17 protein-coding genes and 2 riboswitches are annotated in these 18,115 nt (G+C 66.8%); of the genes, 11 read left to right on the top strand and 6 right to left on the bottom strand.

The features are described 5' to 3' along the window. Positions 1–78 precede the first annotated feature (78 nt). On the top strand, positions 79–1,611 hold the full coding sequence (locus KSS94_RS13345) for an FAD-dependent oxidoreductase (protein ID WP_217843434.1): 1,533 nt from the start codon (positions 79–81) through the stop codon (positions 1,609–1,611). Between the two features lie 62 nt (positions 1,612–1,673). Here the strand turns inward: KSS94_RS13345 and KSS94_RS13340 are convergent, their stop codons facing one another. Further along, positions 1,674–2,687 carry an AraC family transcriptional regulator gene (locus KSS94_RS13340; RefSeq protein WP_217843433.1) on the bottom strand — a complete coding sequence of 338 codons (1,014 nt, stop codon included), beginning with the start codon at positions 2,685–2,687 and terminating at the stop codon, positions 1,674–1,676. A 168-nt stretch (positions 2,688–2,855) separates the two neighbouring features. On the opposite strand from KSS94_RS13340, the gene KSS94_RS13335 reads away from it, so the two are divergent. The 3 genes from KSS94_RS13335 to KSS94_RS13325 are packed head-to-tail and all read left to right on the top strand — an operon-like array spanning position 2,856 to position 5,502. Continuing rightward, positions 2,856–4,040: an acetyl-CoA C-acyltransferase family protein gene (locus tag KSS94_RS13335; protein WP_217843432.1), complete on the top strand. Its 1,185-nt coding sequence runs from the start codon at positions 2,856–2,858 to the stop codon at positions 4,038–4,040. Positions 4,041–4,052: 12 nt separating this feature from the next. Then, on the top strand, positions 4,053–4,901 hold the full coding sequence (locus KSS94_RS13330; RefSeq protein ID WP_217843431.1) for a 3-hydroxybutyryl-CoA dehydrogenase: 849 nt from the start codon (positions 4,053–4,055) through the stop codon (positions 4,899–4,901). Positions 4,902–4,914: 13 nt separating this feature from the next. After that, the gene (locus KSS94_RS13325) at positions 4,915–5,502 is read left to right on the top strand and encodes a TetR/AcrR family transcriptional regulator (protein WP_217843430.1); all 588 of its coding nucleotides are present in this window, start codon (positions 4,915–4,917) and stop codon (positions 5,500–5,502) included. A 178-nt stretch (positions 5,503–5,680) separates the two neighbouring features. Here KSS94_RS13325 and KSS94_RS13320 read toward each other — a convergent pair whose 3' ends face one another. Beyond that, on the bottom strand, positions 5,681–7,006 hold the full coding sequence (locus KSS94_RS13320; protein WP_217843429.1) for a sigma-54 dependent transcriptional regulator: 1,326 nt from the start codon (positions 7,004–7,006) through the stop codon (positions 5,681–5,683). 333 nt (positions 7,007–7,339) lie between these two features. Between KSS94_RS13320 and KSS94_RS13315 the strand changes: the two genes are divergently transcribed. Next, on the top strand, positions 7,340–7,606 hold the full coding sequence (locus tag KSS94_RS13315; protein ID WP_194791433.1) for a hypothetical protein: 267 nt from the start codon (positions 7,340–7,342) through the stop codon (positions 7,604–7,606). A gap of 107 nt (positions 7,607–7,713) precedes the next feature. Here KSS94_RS13315 and KSS94_RS13310 read toward each other — a convergent pair whose 3' ends face one another. From KSS94_RS13310 to cobW, 4 genes are read right to left on the bottom strand one after another with little or no spacing between them, the layout of a single operon-like run. Beyond that, a complete protein-coding gene (locus tag KSS94_RS13310; protein WP_437179998.1) occupies positions 7,714–8,355 on the bottom strand; it encodes a vWA domain-containing protein in 642 nt (213 codons plus the stop codon). A gap of 26 nt (positions 8,356–8,381) precedes the next feature. Then, positions 8,382–9,389 (bottom strand): magnesium chelatase ATPase subunit I, encoded by a 1,008-nt coding sequence (locus KSS94_RS13305; protein WP_217843428.1) that lies wholly within the window; start codon positions 9,387–9,389, stop codon positions 8,382–8,384. A gap of 2 nt (positions 9,390–9,391) precedes the next feature. Continuing rightward, on the bottom strand, positions 9,392–13,153 hold the full coding sequence (cobN, locus tag KSS94_RS13300; protein ID WP_217843427.1) for a cobaltochelatase subunit CobN: 3,762 nt from the start codon (positions 13,151–13,153) through the stop codon (positions 9,392–9,394). A gap of 3 nt (positions 13,154–13,156) precedes the next feature. Then, complete coding sequence (gene cobW / locus KSS94_RS13295; protein ID WP_217843426.1) at positions 13,157–14,224, bottom strand: cobalamin biosynthesis protein CobW; 1,068 nt, start codon at positions 14,222–14,224, stop codon at positions 13,157–13,159. A gap of 100 nt (positions 14,225–14,324) precedes the next feature. Beyond that, positions 14,325–14,520: riboswitch (cobalamin riboswitch) on the bottom strand. Between the two features lie 60 nt (positions 14,521–14,580). After that, positions 14,581–14,803: riboswitch (cobalamin riboswitch) on the top strand. A gap of 98 nt (positions 14,804–14,901) precedes the next feature. On the opposite strand from cobW, the gene KSS94_RS13290 reads away from it, so the two are divergent. The 6 genes from KSS94_RS13290 (at position 14,902) to KSS94_RS13265 (ending at position 18,111) form a co-directional block, all read left to right on the top strand. Beyond that, positions 14,902–15,087 carry a CbtB domain-containing protein gene (locus KSS94_RS13290; RefSeq protein ID WP_217843425.1) on the top strand — a complete coding sequence of 62 codons (186 nt, stop codon included), beginning with the start codon at positions 14,902–14,904 and terminating at the stop codon, positions 15,085–15,087. 21 nt (positions 15,088–15,108) lie between these two features. Next, the gene (locus KSS94_RS13285; protein ID WP_217843424.1) at positions 15,109–15,804 is read left to right on the top strand and encodes a CbtA family protein; all 696 of its coding nucleotides are present in this window, start codon (positions 15,109–15,111) and stop codon (positions 15,802–15,804) included. Continuing rightward, the gene (locus tag KSS94_RS13280) at positions 15,804–16,202 is read left to right on the top strand and encodes a cobalamin biosynthesis protein (RefSeq protein ID WP_217843423.1); all 399 of its coding nucleotides are present in this window, start codon (positions 15,804–15,806) and stop codon (positions 16,200–16,202) included. The genes KSS94_RS13285 and KSS94_RS13280 overlap by 1 nt, the downstream gene beginning before the upstream one ends. 27 nt (positions 16,203–16,229) lie before the next feature. Then, the gene (gene cobM / locus KSS94_RS13275; protein WP_217843422.1) at positions 16,230–16,982 is read left to right on the top strand and encodes a precorrin-4 C(11)-methyltransferase; all 753 of its coding nucleotides are present in this window, start codon (positions 16,230–16,232) and stop codon (positions 16,980–16,982) included. A 64-nt stretch (positions 16,983–17,046) separates the two neighbouring features. Further along, positions 17,047–17,289, top strand: a complete 243-nt coding sequence (locus KSS94_RS13270) for a DUF1272 domain-containing protein (RefSeq protein WP_217843421.1) — start codon at positions 17,047–17,049, stop codon at positions 17,287–17,289. A gap of 207 nt (positions 17,290–17,496) precedes the next feature. Next, positions 17,497–18,111: a response regulator transcription factor gene (locus KSS94_RS13265; RefSeq protein ID WP_217843420.1), complete on the top strand. Its 615-nt coding sequence runs from the start codon at positions 17,497–17,499 to the stop codon at positions 18,109–18,111. Positions 18,112–18,115: the final 4 nt, after the last annotated feature.

The following is an 18,115-nucleotide window of genomic DNA, read 5'->3' as shown; positions in this document are numbered from 1 at the left end:
ATTGGCCGATCGTCGGCTGGCTGCACCCCTGCCCGCGCCCAAGCGTCAAATGGGTTCTATCCCCACGGGAGAACCCATATGACCTTGCATGCCGTCGCAGCCCTCGACCAACTCGACCCCCACCGGCCGCTGCGGGTACAAGCCGGCACCGAGGAGCTGGTACTGGTGCGCCAGGGCGACCAGGTGCATGCCTACCAGGGCAACTGCCCCCACGCTGGCGCGCCGCTTGACGAAGGTGTTGTCTGCGCCGGGCTGCTGGTGTGCCCCTGGCACAAGGCGGCCTTTGCCGTGGACGAAGGCGCAGTGTGCGAGCCGCCGGCGCTGACCGGGCTGCGCCGCCATGCGGTGCAGGTAAAGGATGGCCAGGTGTGGGTGGATGACCAGCCCCTGCCGGATATTGCAGCCCCCCGTCACAGCGACGCCCGGGTATTCGTGGTGATCGGTGCCGGCGCGGCCGGGGCCGCTGCGGTCGCCACCCTGCTGGAGCACGGTTTTGCCGGGCGCCTGGTGTGGGTCGATCAGGAGCAGGCGCCCGCCTACGACCGTACCGCGTTGAGCAAATTCGTGATTGCCGGGCAGATGCCGCCCGATGAGGTCCCGGCCTTGCTCGAGCCTGGCGACCTGCGCCGCGGCCAGTTGCAGCGGCTTACCGGCAAGGTGCGCAGCCTCGACCCTGGCAAGCGCCAACTGACCCTGGCTGACGGCCAACAGCTGAAATACGACGCGGCCCTGCTGGCCACCGGCGGCAAAGCCAGACGCCCGGACCTGCCGGGTGTGCAATTGCCTGGCATTTGCGTGCTGCGCTCTAGGGACGACGCTACTCGCCTGCTCGACCTGGCGGAACCGGGGCAGCCGGTGGTGGTGGTTGGCGATGGTTTCATTGGCCTGGAGGCTGCTGCGGCGCTGCGTGAATATGGCTTGCAGGTGCATGTGGTGACGCGCCATGCATTGGCGCTGGTTGGCCAATTGGGCGAACGCATCGCCCGCAGCTTGCGCGAGCTGCATGAGCGCAAGGGCGTGGTGTTCCATGGCCCTGTGGAAGTGGCAGGGTTCGAGGGTAGCGAGCGGGTCGAGGCCGTGCGCCTGGCCAACGGCGAGCGCATCGCCACCGGGCTGGTGCTGCTGGGCACCGGGGTCAGCCCGGCCACTGGCTTCATCCAGGGCTTGGCGCTGGCGGTGGACCGCTCACTGAATGTCGATGCGCACTTTCAAGCGGCCGATGGCCTGTGGGCGGCGGGCGACATCGCCACCTTCCCCCTCGCCGGCAGGCCCACGCGCATCGAACACTGGCGGTTGGCCCAACAGCAGGGCGTGATTGCGGCGTGCAACATGCTGGGCGAGCGGCGCCGGTATGACGATGTGCCGTATTTCTGGACCTACCAGCATGGGCAGACCCTGGAAGTGCTGGGGCATGGGGGCCAGTGGAACCGCATCGAGTATGTGGGCGAGCCTGGCCTTGGGGATTTCATTGCCTTGCAATGTGTTGATGATCAGGTTGAGGCGGTGGTTGCCGTGGGGTATTCGCGGGCCATGGCGGTGTTGTCGCAACGGATGAAGCGGCCGCTGAACAGCCGGGAGGCGCGGGAGTTGATTGACGCTTGGCCGGGGTGAAGGTTGCGGGGTTCGCCACAGGGGCTGCATCCATGGCGAACACCTCAAAGGCGCTGCACAGCTTATGGCGAACCCAACCCCCTCCCCCGATAACTCCCCGGGCTCTGCCCCGTCCACTTCTTGAACGCCCGATGAAACGCACTGGGCTCCTGAAACCCCGTCCGCCCGGCGATCTCGGCAATGCTCAAACGCCCCTCGCGCAGCAACTCGAAGGCCATGGCCCGGCGCACCTCGTCCTTGATCTGCTGGTACGAGCGCCCTTCGCGCTCCAGCCGCCGGCGCAGGCTGCTGGCGCTGAGCCGGTGCTGCCTGGCCATGGCATCGAGGGTCGGCCATTGCCCGTAATCCAGGCCACGCAGGTGGCGGTATACGCCAGCCACCAAGCCATCATGGTTGCGAAAGCGCACCACCAACCCTTGCGGCGCACTGCGCAGGAAGGTCTTCAGCGCCGCCAGGTCCTGCACCACCGGCAGGCGCAGCCAGGCGCTGTCGAACTCCACCTCGGTGCGCCCGCTGCCCAGGCGCAAGTCCGGCCCCCATAGCAGCGCATCATCCTCCTGGGCCGGCCGGCCCAGGGCAAACTCGGTGCGGTCGATGGCAAGGCGCCGGCCGGCCAGCCAGCACAGCAGGCCGATCACCAGCACCAGGTAGGTTTCTTCGGCATATACCCGGGCCAACGGGTCGTCGATGGCCGACTGCACGCTGATCACCGCGCGGCCCCCGCGCACCGTGAGGCTGCCGCGCACATCACGCAGAAACAACGCAAAGTTGCCCAGGCACTGGCGCAGGGCCTTTTCCAGGTTGGGTTCCTGGATCAACCCCCGGCAAATCAGGGCAAAGCTGCCCAGTGGCATGCCGTGGCGGTCCAGCTGGAAGAACTCGTCGCCCAGCTCGTTGATCAGCACCAGCCACAGCTGGGCGAACGCCTTGGCCGGCACCCGCGCCCCGGCCCTGGCCAGCAGCGCCGGGTCGATACCCACCGCGTGCAAGTGGGCGTCGCGCGCCTGGGGTTGGTCGCGCAGGGCGTGGAGCATGGCATTGAGGAAGTACACCGCGACGGTGTCGCTATCGCGCATGGCAGAAATCCGATGGTCTAGGCTGAGTGGCAAAAAGTGCCAGGCAAGCTGAGCAAATCCGGCATAGGCCACCTGCAGGCCTTTGCCTAGACTCCTTGCACCCTCTGGCGGCGGCCATTCTGGCAGAGCCTTGCCCCGCCCCGCCATGCCTTCACACGGAGCCCTAGCATGAGCAGCACGCAAATTTACGTCGTCAGTGCAGTACGTTCGGCCATCGGCAGCTTTGGCGGTTCGCTCAAGGACCTGCCCCTGGCCGACCTCGCCACCCAGGTTACCCGCGCGGCCATCGAGCGCGCAGGCGTCGAGGCCGGGCAGGTCGGCCACCTGGTGATGGGCAACGTGATACCCACCGAGCCGCGCGATGCCTACCTGGGCCGGGTTGCAGCCATGAACGCCGGCATCCCCAAGGAAACCCCGGCGTTCAGCGTCAACCGCCTGTGCGGCTCTGGCCTGCAGGCCATCGTCTCGGCCGCCCAGGGCCTGCTGCTGGGCGACAGCGACATCGCCCTGGCGGCTGGCGCCGAGGCCATGAGCCGCGGCCCGTACCTGCTGCCCCAGGCCCGCTGGGGTGCGCGCATGGGCGACCTGCAGGGCATCGACTACATGGTCGGTATCCTGCAAGACCCGTTCGAGCACTTTCACATGGGTATCACTGCCGAGAACGTCGCCGCCGCCCATGGCATCAGCCGCGCAATGCAGGACGAAGTGGCCCTGACCAGCCAGCGCCGCGCCGCCCGCGCCATCGCCGAAGGGCGCTTCGACGGGCAGATCGTGCCGATCGAGATCAAGACCCGCAAAGGCACCGTGCAGTTTGCCGTGGACGAAAACGTGCGCAGCGAAGTGACCGCCGAGCAACTGGCCAGCATGAAACCCGTGTTCAAGAAGGACGGCAGCGTCACTGCGGGCAATGCCAGCAGCATCAACGACGGTGCCGCCGGCCTGGTACTGGCCACCGGTGATGCCGTGCAGCGCCTGGGCCTCAAGCCCCTGGCACGCCTGGTGGCTTACGCCCACGCCGGTGTCGAGCCGGCGCTGATGGGCCTGGGGCCGATCCCGGCCACCCAGAAAGTGCTGGAAAAGGCTGGCCTGAAAGTTTCCGACCTGGATGTGATCGAGTCCAACGAGGCCTTTGCCGCCCAGGCCTGCGCCGTATCCCGCGCCCTGGGCTTCGACCCGCAAAAGGTCAACCCCAACGGCTCGGGCATCTCCCTCGGCCACCCGGTGGGTGCCACCGGGGCGATCATCGCCACCAAGGCGATCCATGAACTGCAGCGGGTACAGGGCCGCTATGCCCTGGCCACCATGTGCATCGGCGGCGGCCAGGGTATCGCCGTCGTCTTCGAACGCGTGTAAGGAACCAGCAACGTGACTATCGAACAAATTGCCGTGATCGGCGCCGGCACCATGGGCAACGGCATCGCGCAGGTGAGCGCACTGGCCGGTTACCAGGTACTGCTGGTAGATGTGTCCGAGGCTGCGCTGGAGCGTGGCGTGGCCACCCTGGGCAAGAATCTTGAGCGCCAGGTTAGCAAGGGCAGCATCGAAGCCGGCAACGCCGACGCCGCCAAGGCGCGCATCCGCACCAGCACCGACTACAGCCAGCTGGCTGCAGCGCAACTGGTGATCGAGGCCGCCACCGAAAACCTGCAGCTAAAGCAGCGCATCCTGCAGCAGGTCGCGGCCAATGTCGGTGAACAGTGCCTGATCGCCACCAACACCTCGTCGCTGTCGGTCACCGAGCTGGCCGCCAGCATCGCCCACCCCGAGCGCTTCATTGGCGTGCACTTCTTCAACCCGGTGCCGATGATGGCGCTGGTGGAGATCATCCGTGGCCTGCAGACCAGCGACGCCACCTACGCCCAGGCGCTGCTGGTGACCGAAAAACTCGGCAAGACCCCGATCACCGCCGGCAACCGCCCGGGCTTCGTGGTCAACCGCATCCTGGTGCCGATGATCAACGAGGCGATTTTCGTGCGCCAGGAGGGCCTGGCCAGTGCCGAGGATATCGACACCGGCATGCGCCTGGGCTGCAACCAGCCAATCGGCCCGCTGGCCCTGGCCGACCTGATTGGCCTGGATACCTTGCTGGCGATCATGCAGGCCTTCCACGAGGGCTTCAACGACAGCAAATACCGCCCCGCCCCGCTGCTTAAGGAAATGGTTGCCGCCGGCTACCTGGGGCGCAAGAGCGGGCGCGGCTTCTTCACCTACTAAAGGGGCGCCTGCCATGCCTGCGGTGCAAGCAGCCCTGCGCTGCGCCAGTTTCGAGGAACGTCGCGACAGGGCCATGGCGCTGTTCGCCGAAAAGGGTTTCGGCCAGGTCAGCATGCGCGAACTGGCGGCGCATGTGGGCCTGACCGCAGGCTCGCTGTATCACCACTTCCCCAGCAAGCAGGATTTGCTCTACGACCTGATCGAGGAGCTGTACGAGGAGTTGCAGGCGATTCTCGACCAGGGGCGCCGGGCGCAGGCCCGGGGCAAGCCGGTGCTGGCCTGCCTGATTGCCGCGCACTGGCAGTTGCATGGCGAGCGGCCGTTGCAGTTTCGCCTGGCCGAACGCGACTTCTGCTGCCTGAGCCAGGCGCAGCAGCAACACCTCGGGCAGTTGCGCGAACGCTACGAAAGCGGCCTGCTGCGCCTGATCGCACCGCAAGCCCGGCTTGGCGGCGAAACGCTGGCGGCCACCGGGCAGGTACTGGCCACCTTGCTCAACCAGTTGCCGGGGTTGCTGCGGGCGCGGGCGTTGAGCGAGGTGGATGGCTTGGCGTTGATGGAGAGTTTGGTGCTTGGGGGCGTCGAGCGGGCGTTGGGTTAAGCGCACACGCGGATTTGCCTGGCCCCTGTAGGAGCCGGCTTGCCGGCGATAGGGCCATCAGCTCTGGCAACTTTCCAAGCCCCTTGTTTGCAGGCCCGCCCACATCGCTGGCAAGCCGGCTCCTACAGGGGTCGCATAACGTCCAGAGAGATAGCGCAAGCCGGGCGGGCACGATCCTTCAGCGAATCTGGTGCTTGTGCAACAAGCGGTAGAAGGTCGGCCGCGAGATGCCCAGCACCTTGGCGGCGATGCTCAGGTTGTCGCTGTGCCGGTCGAGCACATCGCACAGGGCCTGGCGCTCGGCGCGCAGTTTGTAGTCTTCCAGCGTACCCAGGGGCTGGTCCTGCTCCTGCAGGTCCTGCAGGCCCAGGTCCGGCGCTTCGATCTGCCGCCCTTCGGCCAGCACCAGGCCACGCCGTACGCGGTTGGCCAGCTCGCGCACATTGCCCGGCCAGTCGTGGCGGCCCATGGCCGCCAAGGCGCCATCGCTGAACGAGCGCGGGCGCCGGCCCGTCTCGAGGCTGTAGAAGCGCGCAAAGTGCCCGGCCAGCAACGACAGGTCGCCATGCCGGTCGCGTAGCGGCGCGGTCACCACTTGCAGCACGTTGAGCCGGTAATACAAATCCTCACGAAAGCGACCCAGGCCAATGGCCTTTTCCAGGTCGACATGGGTCGCTGCCAGCACCCGTACATCCACCGGGATCGGCTGGTTGCCGCCGACCCGCTCGATGTGTTTCTCCTGCAAAAAGCGCAGCAGGTTGGCCTGCAACTCCAGTGGCAGGTCGCCGATTTCGTCGAGGAACAAGGTGCCGCCGTTGGCCGCCTCGATACGCCCGACCTTGCGCTGGTGGGCGCCGGTGAAGGCGCCCTTCTCGTGGCCGAAAAGCTCGGACTGGATCAGGTGCTCGGGAATGGCGCCGCAGTTGATGGCGATAAAGGGCTGGTCGTGGCGCTGCGACAACCGGTGCAGGGTGCGCGCCACCAGCTCCTTGCCGGTACCGCTCTCGCCACGCACCAGTACCGGCGACTCGGTGGGCGCCAGCTTGCCCAGCAGCTTGCGCAGCTCACGAATAGGCCGGCTTTCGCCCAGCAGTTCGTGCTCGTGCTCATCGACCCGCACTGCGCCCTTGCCGCGCAGCCGCGCCATGCCGAAGGCGCGCCCAAGGGTCACCTGCACCCGCGATACGTCGAACGGCAAGGTATGGAAGTCGAAAAACCACTCACAGACAAAGTCGCCGACGTTCTGCATGCGCAGCTCTTCGGCGCTGAGCACGGCGATCCATTCGGTCTTGCTGCGCTGGATCAGGTCCTTGACCGCGTCGGGGTGGCGCAGGTGCGAGGCCTGCAGCCGTAACAGGCCGACATCGCAAGGGTGTTGCAGCGCCGTATCCAGTGTGCAACTGCGCACATCCCAGCCGACATTGCGCAGCCCGGGCAATAACCGGTGGCATTCCTCGCACGGGTCGACGATCAACAGGCGGCGGTGGGATGAAGGTTCAAGCATGACCTTTCCTTGGCGCCGGTTTTCAGTTTTTTTCGTATAAACAGCAAGTTGCGGCGCCAGAACTAACAGTAGCAATTAACTTGACGCACCCTGCTACCGTTGGTCAGCCCGCCTTTGTCACCTTGCCGTCATACGGGAATTTTCCCGAATAAGCAGCGTCACACGCCCCAGCACCGGCAACATGAAATCGCGTTCATTTAAAAAATTTCAAAACCCTTGTGACTCCACCCCTGATCTGGAGCATCAGTACAAATAACCCCGCGCTGTACGCTTAGCCGGAACAACAACGCGGAAACTCCTTTTCGCTGTTTGGGACCATAGAGAGACCGAACCATGAATGCCCCGCTGCGTGTCAACGAAGCACTGCTGATTGCCGACCACGCCTTCGAACCTTTCCAGTGCGTCGCCTGGGATGCCCCTAACGGCACCGGTGAACTGACCCTGGCAGTGATCGACCGGACCAGCACCCGCATTGGCGCCAAGCAAGTTTCCTCGCGGGTTTACTCTGACCCTGCGCAATGGGCCAGCCTGATCGAAGAAGTGCGCGCAGAACTGTGCCAGAAGGGTTACGACCTGCAACCCTGGTCGATGCCGAAGTAAGTCGTTTGCAAGTACTGGTGCGTGCCCGCCACGCACCTGATGCAACTTTGCAGGTGACTGCGCAGTAACTTCCCGCCTTTCGCGACATTATGTCGCAGCGCTTCATTTCAATGTGTTTGGCTGAACTGACTGATGTGCCGGTATTCGGCATGAAGTTGTTCGGCAAGTTGCCTTGCCCGCCCCAGACGCACCGCCGCCAGCTCGATATCGACCACCAGTGTATTGCACGGCAACGGCTGGGGTGCGCGCCATTGCGTCAGGCGACCGTCGGTCAGCACCAGGCAGCGCTGCACTTCGTGGGGTAGCTGCCTGCCCCGCGCCAACAGCCACTGCCGGGCTTCATCCAGTGCTGCGAACAGTGGCGTACCGCCCCCGGCCCCCAAGCCCTGCAGCCACGGCTGCAACGCTGCCGAGGCCTTCAACCCGTGGCGCTGCCAGCGCGGCTTGTCGCCACTGGCGGTGAGCAGCGCCAGGCGCGCGCGCTGCCGGTAGGCCTGATCGAACAGCCCGGCCAGCACGCCCTTGGCCTGGGCCAATGCCTGGTGACGGCGGGTTGAGGCCGAGGCATCGACGATTACCAGCCACAGCTCCGGCGCCTGGGCCTTGCGCTGCTGCCAACACAGGTCGCGGCGCTGGCGCGGGCGGCCCTTGAGCAGGGTCGCCAGCCAGGCGACACGACCCTGGCCGGCAGCCTGCGGGCGACCGCGAGAAGCGCCCGGTGCCTGGCCTTTGCCGGGCCTGGCATCCACCGCCTGGGCCTGCTGCGGGTGGATGCTCAGGGCTTTTTTGCCCAGTTCGGCACCTCGCGCCGTGCGCCGGTGGCGACGGGCTGCGGTGGCAAGGCCCCCCAGCTGCCCTGCCCTTCACCTTGTTGCTCTGGTTGCTGCCCCTGCTCGCCCCCGGCAGGCGGTGTAGCCTGCGGCTGCGGCGCATGGGCGCTGCGCCGATGGCGCAGGGCGAATTCGGCCACGGCCTCCACATCCTCTTCCTCGATCGCCGGGCTGGCGCGCCAGGCCGCATGGGCGCGGGCCGCCCGCAGCCACACTAGGTCGGCACGCAGGCCATCCACACCAGCGGCGTAGCAGCGCTCGGTGATCCAGGCCAAGGACTGTTCGTCCAGGGGGATCGACGCCAACCGTTGCCGTGCACCGTGGCAGCGCTCGCGCAACTGCGCCTGCGCCCCGGCCCACTCGGCGCAAAACGCCTGCGGGTCATTGTCGAAGGCCAGGCGCCGGCGGATGATCTGCTGCCGCGCCTGGGGCGCCGGCAAGCCGTCGAGGGCAACGTTCAGGCCGAAGCGGTCAAGCAGTTGAGGGCGCAGTTCGCCCTCTTCGGGGTTCATGGTGCCAATCAGCACGAAGCGCGCCGCATGCTGATGCGAGATACCGTCGCGCTCGACCCGGTTGATACCGCTGGCCGCTACATCCAGCAGCAGGTCGACCAGCGCATCGGGCAGCAGGTTGACTTCGTCCACGTACAGTACGCCGCCATCGGCATGGGCCAGCACGCCCGGCGCAAAGCGCGCCTGGCCCTGGCCCAGCGCGGCGTCAAGGTCGAGGGTGCCGACCAGGCGCTCTTCGCTGGCGCCCAGCGGCAAGGTGACGAAGGGCCCGTCACCGAGCAGGTCGGCCAGGCCCCGGGCCAGGGTGCTCTTGGCCATGCCACGCGGGCCTTCGATCAGCACGCCACCGATCTTCGGGTCGATGGCGGTCAGGCACAGGGCCAGCTTGAGCGCCTCGGCACCCACCACGGCGGCCAGGGGAAATTGCACAGGTTCGCTCATGTTCAGCAGTCTTCCTCGCCGTCGAGCAACTGCTGCTCGAGGCTTTCGCGGTAAGCCCCAGGTTCTTGCCACAGGCCGCGCTGCTGGGCTTCGAGCAGGCGTTCGGTGAGGTCACGCAGGGCTTCTGGGTTGTGTTCACGCAAAAAATCGCGGGTGGCCGGGTCGAGCACATAGGCATCGGCCAGCCCCTGGTAATGATGGTCGTCGATCAGGTGCGTGGTAGCGTCGAAGGCGAACAGGTTGTCCACCGTCGCCGCCAGTTCGAACGCGCCTTTATAGCCGTGGCGCTTGGCGCCGTCGATCCACTTGGGGTTCAGTGCCCGGGCGCGGATCACCCGGTTCAGCTCTTCTTTCAAGGTGCGGATGCGCGGTCGGTCGGCCTGGCTGTGGTCACCGTGGTAGCTGGCACGTGCGCTGCCGGCCAGGGTTTCGGCGGCGGCCAGCATGCCACCCTGGAACTGGTAGTAGTCGTTGGAATCGAGCAGGTCGTGCTCGTGGTTGTCCTGGTTCTGCAGCACCGCCTGCACATGCCCCAGGCGCCTGGCAAAGCTGGCGCGGGCCGCGGTGCCTTCGTCGCTGGCGCCGTAGGCGTAGCCGCCATGGTTGAGGTAGACCTCGGCCAGGTCGTCGCGGCTGTGCCACAGGCGGCCATCGATGGCGTTCTGCACCCCGGCGCCGTAGGCCCCGGGCTTGGCTCCGAACACCCGCCAGCCGGCCTGGCGGGCAGCCGTTTCAACGTCCATGCCCTCACCCACCAGCGCCTCGCGTTCAGCGCGCACACGGGCGGCCAGCGGGTTGAGGTCGTCAGGCTCGTCCAGCGCCGCCACCGCCTGTACCGCCGCATCGAACAGGCGGATCAGGTTGCCGAAGGCATCGCGGAAGAAGCCCGACACCCGCAGGGTTACATCCACCCGTGGGCGGTCCAGCAGGCTCAGCGGCAAAATTTCGAAGTCATCAACCCGCTGGCTGGCGGTGGCCCATACCGGGCGCACGCCCATCAGCGCCATGGCTTGGGCGATGTCGTCACCGCCGGTGCGCATGGTCGCCGTGCCCCATACCGACAGGCCGAGTTGGCGCAGGTGGTCGCCGTGGTCCTGCAGGTGGCGTTCGAGCACCAGGTTGGCCGAGGCAAAACCCAGCCGCCAGGCGGTGGTGGTGGGCAGGTTGCGCACATCGACAGTGTAGAAGTTGCGCCCGGTGGGCAGCACGTCCAGCCGGCCACGGCTGGGCGCGCCGCTGGGGCCGGCGGGGACGAAACGCCCGGCCAGGGCCGCCAGCAGGCCGTCGATTTCGGCGCCGCCACAGGCGTCCAGCTGCGGAGCGATCTGCTCGACCAGCGCCTGCAACACCGCCTGCACCGGCTCCCAGCCGGCTTCATCCGGTAACGCCAGGGTGCCGCCCAAGGCTTGTTCAATCTGTATCAGGGCCAACTGTTCAAGGCGCTCGCGGGTATCGCCGGTGGTGCGCCACAACGCCGTGTCCACCGCCAGCAGCAGCGCCGGGCGTGGGCCCTGCCAAGGCGCGCCGAGGTCGCAGTCCAGCGGATCGAAGCCCAGCACCATGGCTTTGGCCAATGCGCGGATCAGGCTGGCATTGCCGCCCTTGCCGTCACCGCGCTCCACCCGTAGCAGGGCCAACAGGGTGTCACGGCGCAGGCGCCCTTGCGGCGACTGGCCAAAGATGTGCAGGCCGTCGCGAATCTGCGATTCCTTGAGGTCGCACAGGTAGGTGTCCAGCAGCGGAAGCCAGACTGCCGCATCATCGAGCTGGCCTTCCAGCTGCAATTCGCGGTCGATATGGTTGGCCTTGACCAGCTCGAGGATGTCGCGCTGCAGCTCTCGCGCCCGGCGCGGGTCCAGCAGCTGTGCTTCGTAGTATTCATCGGCCAGCTGCTCCAGGTGGCGCAGCGGGCCGTAGGACTCGGCGCGGGTCAGCGGCGGCATCAGGTGGTCGATGATCACCGCCTGGGTACGGCGCTTGGCCTGGGCGCCTTCACCCGGGTCGTTGACGATGAATGGGTAGACGTTCGGCAGCGGCCCGAGCAGCGCGTCCGGCCAGCATTCATTGGACAGCCCCACGCCCTTGCCCGGCAGCCATTCCAGGTTGCCGTGCTTGCCCACATGCACCACCGCGTCGGCGGCAAAGCCGTTGCGCAGCCAGAAGTGGAACGCCAGGTAGCCGTGGGGCGGCACCAGGTCGGGGTCGTGGTACACCGCGCTGTGGTCCACCTGGTAGCCACGCGCCGGCTGGATGCCGACAAAGGTCAGGCCGTAGCGCAGGCCGGCGACCATCATGCGCCCGCTGCGGTGCATCGGGTCCTGCTCGGGCGGGCCCCAGCGTTCCAGCACGGCGCGCTGGTTGGCCTCGGGCAGCGCGGCGAAGGCTGCGTGATAGTCGGCCAGGCTCAGGCTTTGTGCGCAGGGGCGCTGGTCGAGGTGGTCGAGGTCGTTGGTCACCCCGCCCAGCAACTGGTGAATCAGCGCGGTACCGCTGTCGGGTAGCCCGGCCACCGGGTAGCCCTGCTGTTGCAGGGCCCGGAGAATGTTCAGCGCAGCACCTGGGGTATCCAGGCCGACGCCATTGCCGATGCGCCCATCGCGGGTCGGGTAGTTGGCCAGCACCAGGGCGATGCGTTTTTCGGCGTTGCCGAGCCTTGCCAGCTCGACCCAACGCCGGGCCAGCTCGGCAACGAAGTCCATGCGCTCGGGGTGCGCCCGGTAGCAGACCACGTCGGACTGGCTGCGCTCGCTGCGCCAAGCCAGGTCCTTGAAACTCACCGGGCGGGTGATGATGCGCCCGTCCAGCTCGGGCAAGACGATGTGCATGGCCAGGTCGCGGGCGCCCAGGCCCTGCTCGCTCTGTTGCCAGGCGGGCTGGTTGTCCTGGGCACAGATGGCCTGCAGCACCGGCACGTCGCGGCGCAGCGGGCGCAGGTTGGGCTGCTCGGGGCTGGACAGGGCAAAACCTGTGGTGTTGATGATCACCTCGGCCTGCACTTCATCGAGCCAGGCCTCGACCTGGTCGAGGCAGGCGCGCTCTTTGAGGCTGGCCACGGCAATCGGCAGCGGGTTCAGGCCACAGGCCTGCAAGCGCTGGCAGAACACGTCGATAAACGCGGTGTTGGCCGCCTGCAGGTGCGAGCGGTAGAACAGCAGCGGCGCCACCGGCCATTGCGGGTTCCATTCGTCGTACCAGCTCTGCAGCGTGGCGCTGGGCAGCGCCGGGTGGTACACCGCGGTGCGCGGCAGCGGCTGAGGCTCGTCCCAGGCATAGTCACGGCGCAGCCACTGGTTGGCCAGGCAGTTGAACAGGTTGAAGGCGTTGGCCTTGCCGCCCTGGCGCAGGTAGTGCCAAAGCCGTTCGGCCTGCTCGCCAACCACCGTGCCCAGGCCGGTGAGCTCCGGGTCAGGGCGGTCGTCGCCCGGCACCAGAATCAGCTGCACGCCACGGTCAGCCAGCTCTACCAGTTGCTCGACGCCGTAGCGCCAGTAGCCCACGCCGCCGTGCAGCGACACCAGGATCACCTTGGCATGGCGCAGCACTTCATCGACATACAGGTCGACCGAGGCGTGGTTCTGCACCTGCATGGGGTTGGCCAGGCGCAGGCTGGGGAAGTCGTCTGGCAACTGCTCGGCGGTTTCGGCAAGCAGTGCCAGGTGCGAATCGCCGCTGCAGAGGATCACCAGCTCGGCGGGAGTCTGGCCGAGGTCGGCGATGCTGTCGTCCGGCACGAAGCCGCCGGGCTGGGTCCGCAGCAGGTGCATCGGTCAGGCGCCCAGGGCCTTGCGCAGGCGCGCTTGCAACTGAACGGCGTCGAGGTCCTGGCCGATCAGCACCAGGCGGGTGATGCGCGCCTCGTCGCTGCGCCAGGCGCGGTCGAAGTGCTTGTCGAAACGCGTGCCCACGCCCTGGATCAGCAGGCGCATCGGCTTGCCGGGGATGGCGGCGAAGCCTTTGGCGCGCAGGATGCCGAACTCGGTGACCAGTTGCGTCAGGGCGTCGAGCAGCAGGCTCTCGTCAGCTTCGGGCAGGTCGATGGAGATCGAGTCGAAGGCATCATGGTCGTGGTCGTCATGCTCGTCACCGTCGTGGTGCGAATCATGGTGGGTGCGGCGGCCATCGATATGCGCTTCGGATTCGGCGCCGACGCCCAGCAACACTTCCAGCGGCAGGCGACCGCTGCTGGCCTCGATTACCTTGACCGCCGGCGGCAGCTCTTCGGCCACCTCGGCGCGCACCTTGGCCAGGCCTTCGGCGTCGATCAGGTCGGCCTTGTTCAGTACCACCAGGTCGGCGCTGGCCAGCTGGTCGGCGAACAGTTCGTGCAGCGCAGATTCGTGGTCCAGGTTGGGGTCGAGCTTGCGCTGGGCGTCGACCTGGTCGGGGTAGGCGGCGAAGGTGCCGGCGGCCACGGCTGGGCTGTCGACCACGGTGATTACCGCATCGACCGTGCAGGCGTTGCGGATTTCCGGCCACTGGAAGGCCTGCACCAGGGGTTTGGGCAGGGCCAGGCCGCTGGTTTCGATGAGGATGTGGTCGAGGTCGCCACGGCGCGCCACCAGTTCGCGCATCACCGGGAAGAACTCTTCCTGCACGGTGCAGCACAGGCAGCCGTTGGCCAGCTCGTACACGCGGCCGTTGGCCTCTTCTTCGCTGCAGCCGATGCTGCACTGCTTGAGGATTTCGCCATCGATGCCCAGCTCGCCGAATTCGTTGACGATCACCGCAATGCGGCGGCCCTGGGCGTTGTCGAGCATGTGGCGCAGCAGCGTGGTTTTACCCGAGCCGAGAAAGCCGGTGACGATGGTGACGGGGAGCTTGGCCAGTGTTTTCATGGGAGGTGCCCTTGGCTGCAGTGGCGCGGGCATACGGCGCGACAGCCACGGGCGTTGCCGGCCGGGCGCGTTCGCCACCGGATCACCCCGCCCGGTTTAAAGTCGAAAACGTTGCGAGGCAGGTCTCCTGGCTTGCACCGTGCCGGCTGTTGCCGGCGGGATGGCGCCTTCCCGCGCGTGCGCAGTGGCTGTGCCAGCCCTTTTAGTGCCTACAGTTGCGGGGGCAGCCGCGGCTTGGACCGCGTTCCCGTCTTAGCTCCGGCAGCAGCCGGAGAACCTCGAAGCGGCAAGGCTACGCAGTGCCTGCAATCCGGTCAACCGCCGCGGCGATTGACGCCCGCCCTGCCCCGTGATTTGCTAGCGCACTGCGTCAAGGTGCCCCCATTGGGGGTGAAACGGGAAACCGGTGCGCCAAGTGCCTTTCATAAGGCCTGGCAAAGCCGGTGCTGCCCCCGCAACGGTAAGCGAGTGATGCGTCTGAACCACTGTGCCAGCAGTCCGGCATGGGAAGGAAACGCATAACCTGGAGCCCCGCTCCACCTCGCCAGCCCGGAGACCGGCCTGGACGCCCTATCAACACCCCGCGGTGGGCGGGCGCTGTCGTATGCCCTGGGCGCTCATGCCCGGGGTCGCCGCGCTTGCCCGTTGCCACAACAAAAGCAGCAGAGGAACGCGTCATGCCAATCAGCACCGCCAAACACAGCATCGCCACCCCTACTTCCCTCAGTCAGCGCATGGTCATCGCCATCGGCGCCAGCCTGCTGGGCCTGTGCCTGGTGTACTTCGCCGGTTTCTCGCACATCGAGGCCGTGCACAACGCGGCTCACGATACCCGCCACAGCGCTGCCTTCCCCTGCCACTGACCGGTTACCGAGAATCCCTGCATGATTACGCGCATTGCCCGCACCGCGGGCTTCAGCGGGCTGCTCGCAGCCCTGTTGCTGACGTTGCTGCAAAGTTTCTGGGTGGCCCCGCTGATTCTGCAGGCCGAAACCTACGAGAGCGCAGCCCCTGCCGCCGAACACCACGAGCACGGCGAGGCCGGCGCAGCCCATGAGCACGAACACGGCGGCGAGGCCTGGTCGCCGGAAGATGGCTGGCAGCGCGTGCTGTCCACCACCGGTGGCAATCTGGTGGTGGCGGTAGGCTTCGCCCTGATTCTCGCGGCGCTGTATAGCCTGCGTGAGCCGGGCCGGGTGCGCAGCGGTGCCTGGTGGGGGCTGGCGGGTTTTGCGGTGTTCTGCCTGGCACCGACCCTGGGCCTGCCACCGGAGCTGCCGGGCACCGCCGCAGCCGACCTAGGCCTGCGCCAAAGCTGGTGGATCGGCACCGCCGCCGCCACCGCTGCCGGCCTTGCGCTGCTGGTGTTCGCACGCCACTGGCTGTTCAAGGTGCTGGGCGTGGTGCTGCTGGTGATCCCGCATGTGATCGGCGCACCGCAACCACCCGTACACGAAAGCCTGGCCCCCGAAGCCCTTGAAACCCAGTTCAAGATCGCCTCGTGGCTGACCAACGCTGCATTCTGGCTGGCCTTGGGCCTGCTCAGTGCGTGGCTGTTCCGCCGTTCCAGCGCCGCCTGATGTCAACCCCTGCACTGTTCGCAGGCTTTGGTTGCCGCCGGGGTTGCCCGGTGGAAACCCTGGCGGTGCTGCTGCGCCAGACCCTGGCCGAACACGGCCTGGCGCTGAACGCCCTGCACGGGGTCGCCAGCATCCGCCACAAGGCGCGCGAGCCCGGGCTGCTGGCACTGGCCGAGCGCCTGGGGCTCCCCCTCATCTGTTTCGATGCCGAGCACCTGCTTGGCTTCGAGCCACTGCTCAGCCAACGCTCAGCCGCAGCCTTCGCCCAGACCGGCTGCTGGGGCGTCGCCGAAAGCACCGCCCTGGCGCTGGCCGGTACCCGTTGCGCCGCGCCCCGCCTGCACGTGCCCCGGCAAGTACTGGGTGGCGCTACCCTGGCGCTGGCGTACGGCGGATAATCCGCCTTTTTTCTGCAAGGATTTTTCATGACGGTCTACTTCATCGGCGCCGGCCCCGGCGACCCCGAGCTGATCACGGTCAAGGGCCAACGCCTGATCCATCAGTGCCCGGTGATCATCTACGCAGGCTCCCTGGTACCGCCTGCGGTGCTCGAAGGGCACCGCGCCAGCACCGTCATCAACAGTGCTGAGTTGCACCTGGAGCAGATCATCGACGCCATGCGCCAGGCCCACGTCAACGGCCAGGACGTGGCCCGGGTACACAGCGGCGACCCGAGCCTGTACGGCGCCATCGGCGAGCAGATCCGCCACCTGCACGAGCTGGGCATCGACTACCAGATCATCCCCGGGGTCACTGCCACCGCTGCCAGTGCCGCCCTGCTCGGCTGCGAACTGACCCTGCCGGAAGTGGCACAAACGGTGATTCTGACCCGCTACGGCGACAGCTCGCCGATGCCCGCCGGCGAACAACTGGCCGACCTGGCCCGCCATGGGTGCACCCTGGCCATCCACCTGGGCATCCGTAACCTGGCGCGCATCGTCGACGAACTGCTGCCGCATTACGGCGCCGACTGCCCGGTGGCCGTGGTGCACCGGGCCACCTGGCCTGACCAGGACTGGGCCCGCGGCACCCTGGCAAACATCGTCGAACAGGTGGCCGGCAAGGGCTTCCGGCGCACGGCGCTGATTCTGGTCGGCCATGTGCTGGGCGATGCACCGTTCGCCGATTCGGCGCTGTACCGCGCCGGCCACGCCCACCTCTACCGCCCCGGGCGCTGAGCCGATTGCCGGGCAGTAGGGCGCCGTAGCACACTCAGGCTTTGCCAACCACGGAAGCCACGCCATGCTCGAGCTACGCCCCAACTGCGAATGCTGTGACCGCGATCTGCCCGGTGACAGCCCGGATGCACTGATCTGCTCGTTCGAATGCACCTTCTGCAGCGCCTGTGCCGCGCAGCATTTCAGCAGTGGCTGCCCTAATTGCGGCGGCCAGCTGAGCCCTCGGCCAACCCGGGTTGGCCGGGCCTTGCACAACAACCCAGCTTCCACCCAACGGGTGCACAAGGCCCACCCCGCCTGCGCCTGACATGCAACACCGGCCATCGCCACAAGGGCCGCCTCAGGCCCTTTTGTAGTCCTTTTCAACAAAAGCCCGTTGGTTTTTCAACACACCTATACTCCCCTATTACCAAGGCTCCTGAATCGCCGTAATGTGCGCTGCCCCGGCTTTGCAGCCCCAGACCTGAGCCTGATGCATCAAAGGACGCGGGCTCAATTCAACAGGAGTTATTGCATGACATCCGTGCTGCTGGTCGATGACCACCACATCGTTCGCCTTGCCGTGCGCATGCTGCTCGAGAACGAGCGCTTCACCGTCGTCGGTGAAACCGGCAAGGGCAAGGAGGCCGCCACCTTGGCGGCAAAAACCAGGGCCGACGTGGTCATACTCGACATCGGCCTGCCCGACCTGGACGGCATGGAGGTGATCAAACGCCTCAAGCTGCTGGACCCACCCCCCAAGATCATGGCCCTGACCGGCCAGCCCGCCGACCTTTATGTGCGCCGCTGCATGGACGCCGGCATTTCCGCCTTCGTGAACAAGGATGAGGACCTCGACGCACTGGTGTTCGCCCTGAAGGCGCTGGTGAAGGGGTATTCGACCTTCCCGCAGATGGCAGTGAACAGCAACAGCCTGGAAAGCGAGCACGAACGCCTCGGCCTGCTTTCCAACCGTGAGATGGAGGTATTGCGGCGCTTGTGCGCCGGGCAGAGCAACAAGTTGATCGGCGAGCAGATGAACCTCAGTGCCAAGACCATCAGCACCTACCGCGGCCGGATCCTTGAAAAGCTCAAGGCCGAATCGCTGGTGGAAATGGTCGACCTGGCCAAACGCAACAACGTGGTCTGAGACC

It is taken from the genome of Pseudomonas fakonensis, from assembly GCF_019139895.1.
Classification (GTDB): domain Bacteria; phylum Pseudomonadota; class Gammaproteobacteria; order Pseudomonadales; family Pseudomonadaceae; genus Aquipseudomonas; species Aquipseudomonas fakonensis.
The sequence above is the reverse complement of the archived record's forward strand: the minus strand, read 5'-3'. Positions and strand labels throughout refer to the sequence as shown.

Excerpts from the sequence above, each read along its gene's own strand:
- cobM (WP_217843422.1), top strand. The coding sequence starts at position 16,230 with ATGACGGTCTACTTCATCGGCGCCGGCCCCGGCGACCCCGAGCTGATC.
- KSS94_RS13335 (WP_217843432.1), top strand. The coding sequence starts at position 2,856 with ATGAGCAGCACGCAAATTTACGTCGTCAGTGCAGTACGTTCGGCCATC.
- cobW (WP_217843426.1), bottom strand. The coding sequence starts at position 14,224 with ATGAAAACACTGGCCAAGCTCCCCGTCACCATCGTCACCGGCTTTCTC.
- KSS94_RS13290 (WP_217843425.1), top strand. The coding sequence starts at position 14,902 with ATGCCAATCAGCACCGCCAAACACAGCATCGCCACCCCTACTTCCCTC.
- KSS94_RS13265 (WP_217843420.1), top strand. The coding sequence starts at position 17,497 with ATGACATCCGTGCTGCTGGTCGATGACCACCACATCGTTCGCCTTGCC.
- KSS94_RS13340 (WP_217843433.1), bottom strand. The coding sequence starts at position 2,687 with ATGCGCGATAGCGACACCGTCGCGGTGTACTTCCTCAATGCCATGCTC.
- KSS94_RS13285 (WP_217843424.1), top strand. The coding sequence starts at position 15,109 with ATGATTACGCGCATTGCCCGCACCGCGGGCTTCAGCGGGCTGCTCGCA.
- cobN (WP_217843427.1), bottom strand. The coding sequence starts at position 13,153 with ATGCACCTGCTGCGGACCCAGCCCGGCGGCTTCGTGCCGGACGACAGC.
- KSS94_RS13315 (WP_194791433.1), top strand. The coding sequence starts at position 7,340 with ATGAATGCCCCGCTGCGTGTCAACGAAGCACTGCTGATTGCCGACCAC.
- KSS94_RS13325 (WP_217843430.1), top strand. The coding sequence starts at position 4,915 with ATGCCTGCGGTGCAAGCAGCCCTGCGCTGCGCCAGTTTCGAGGAACGT.
- KSS94_RS13320 (WP_217843429.1), bottom strand. The coding sequence starts at position 7,006 with ATGCTTGAACCTTCATCCCACCGCCGCCTGTTGATCGTCGACCCGTGC.
- KSS94_RS13345 (WP_217843434.1), top strand. The coding sequence starts at position 79 with ATGACCTTGCATGCCGTCGCAGCCCTCGACCAACTCGACCCCCACCGG.
- KSS94_RS13305 (WP_217843428.1), bottom strand. The coding sequence starts at position 9,389 with ATGAGCGAACCTGTGCAATTTCCCCTGGCCGCCGTGGTGGGTGCCGAG.
- KSS94_RS13270 (WP_217843421.1), top strand. The coding sequence starts at position 17,047 with ATGCTCGAGCTACGCCCCAACTGCGAATGCTGTGACCGCGATCTGCCC.
- KSS94_RS13280 (WP_217843423.1), top strand. The coding sequence starts at position 15,804 with ATGTCAACCCCTGCACTGTTCGCAGGCTTTGGTTGCCGCCGGGGTTGC.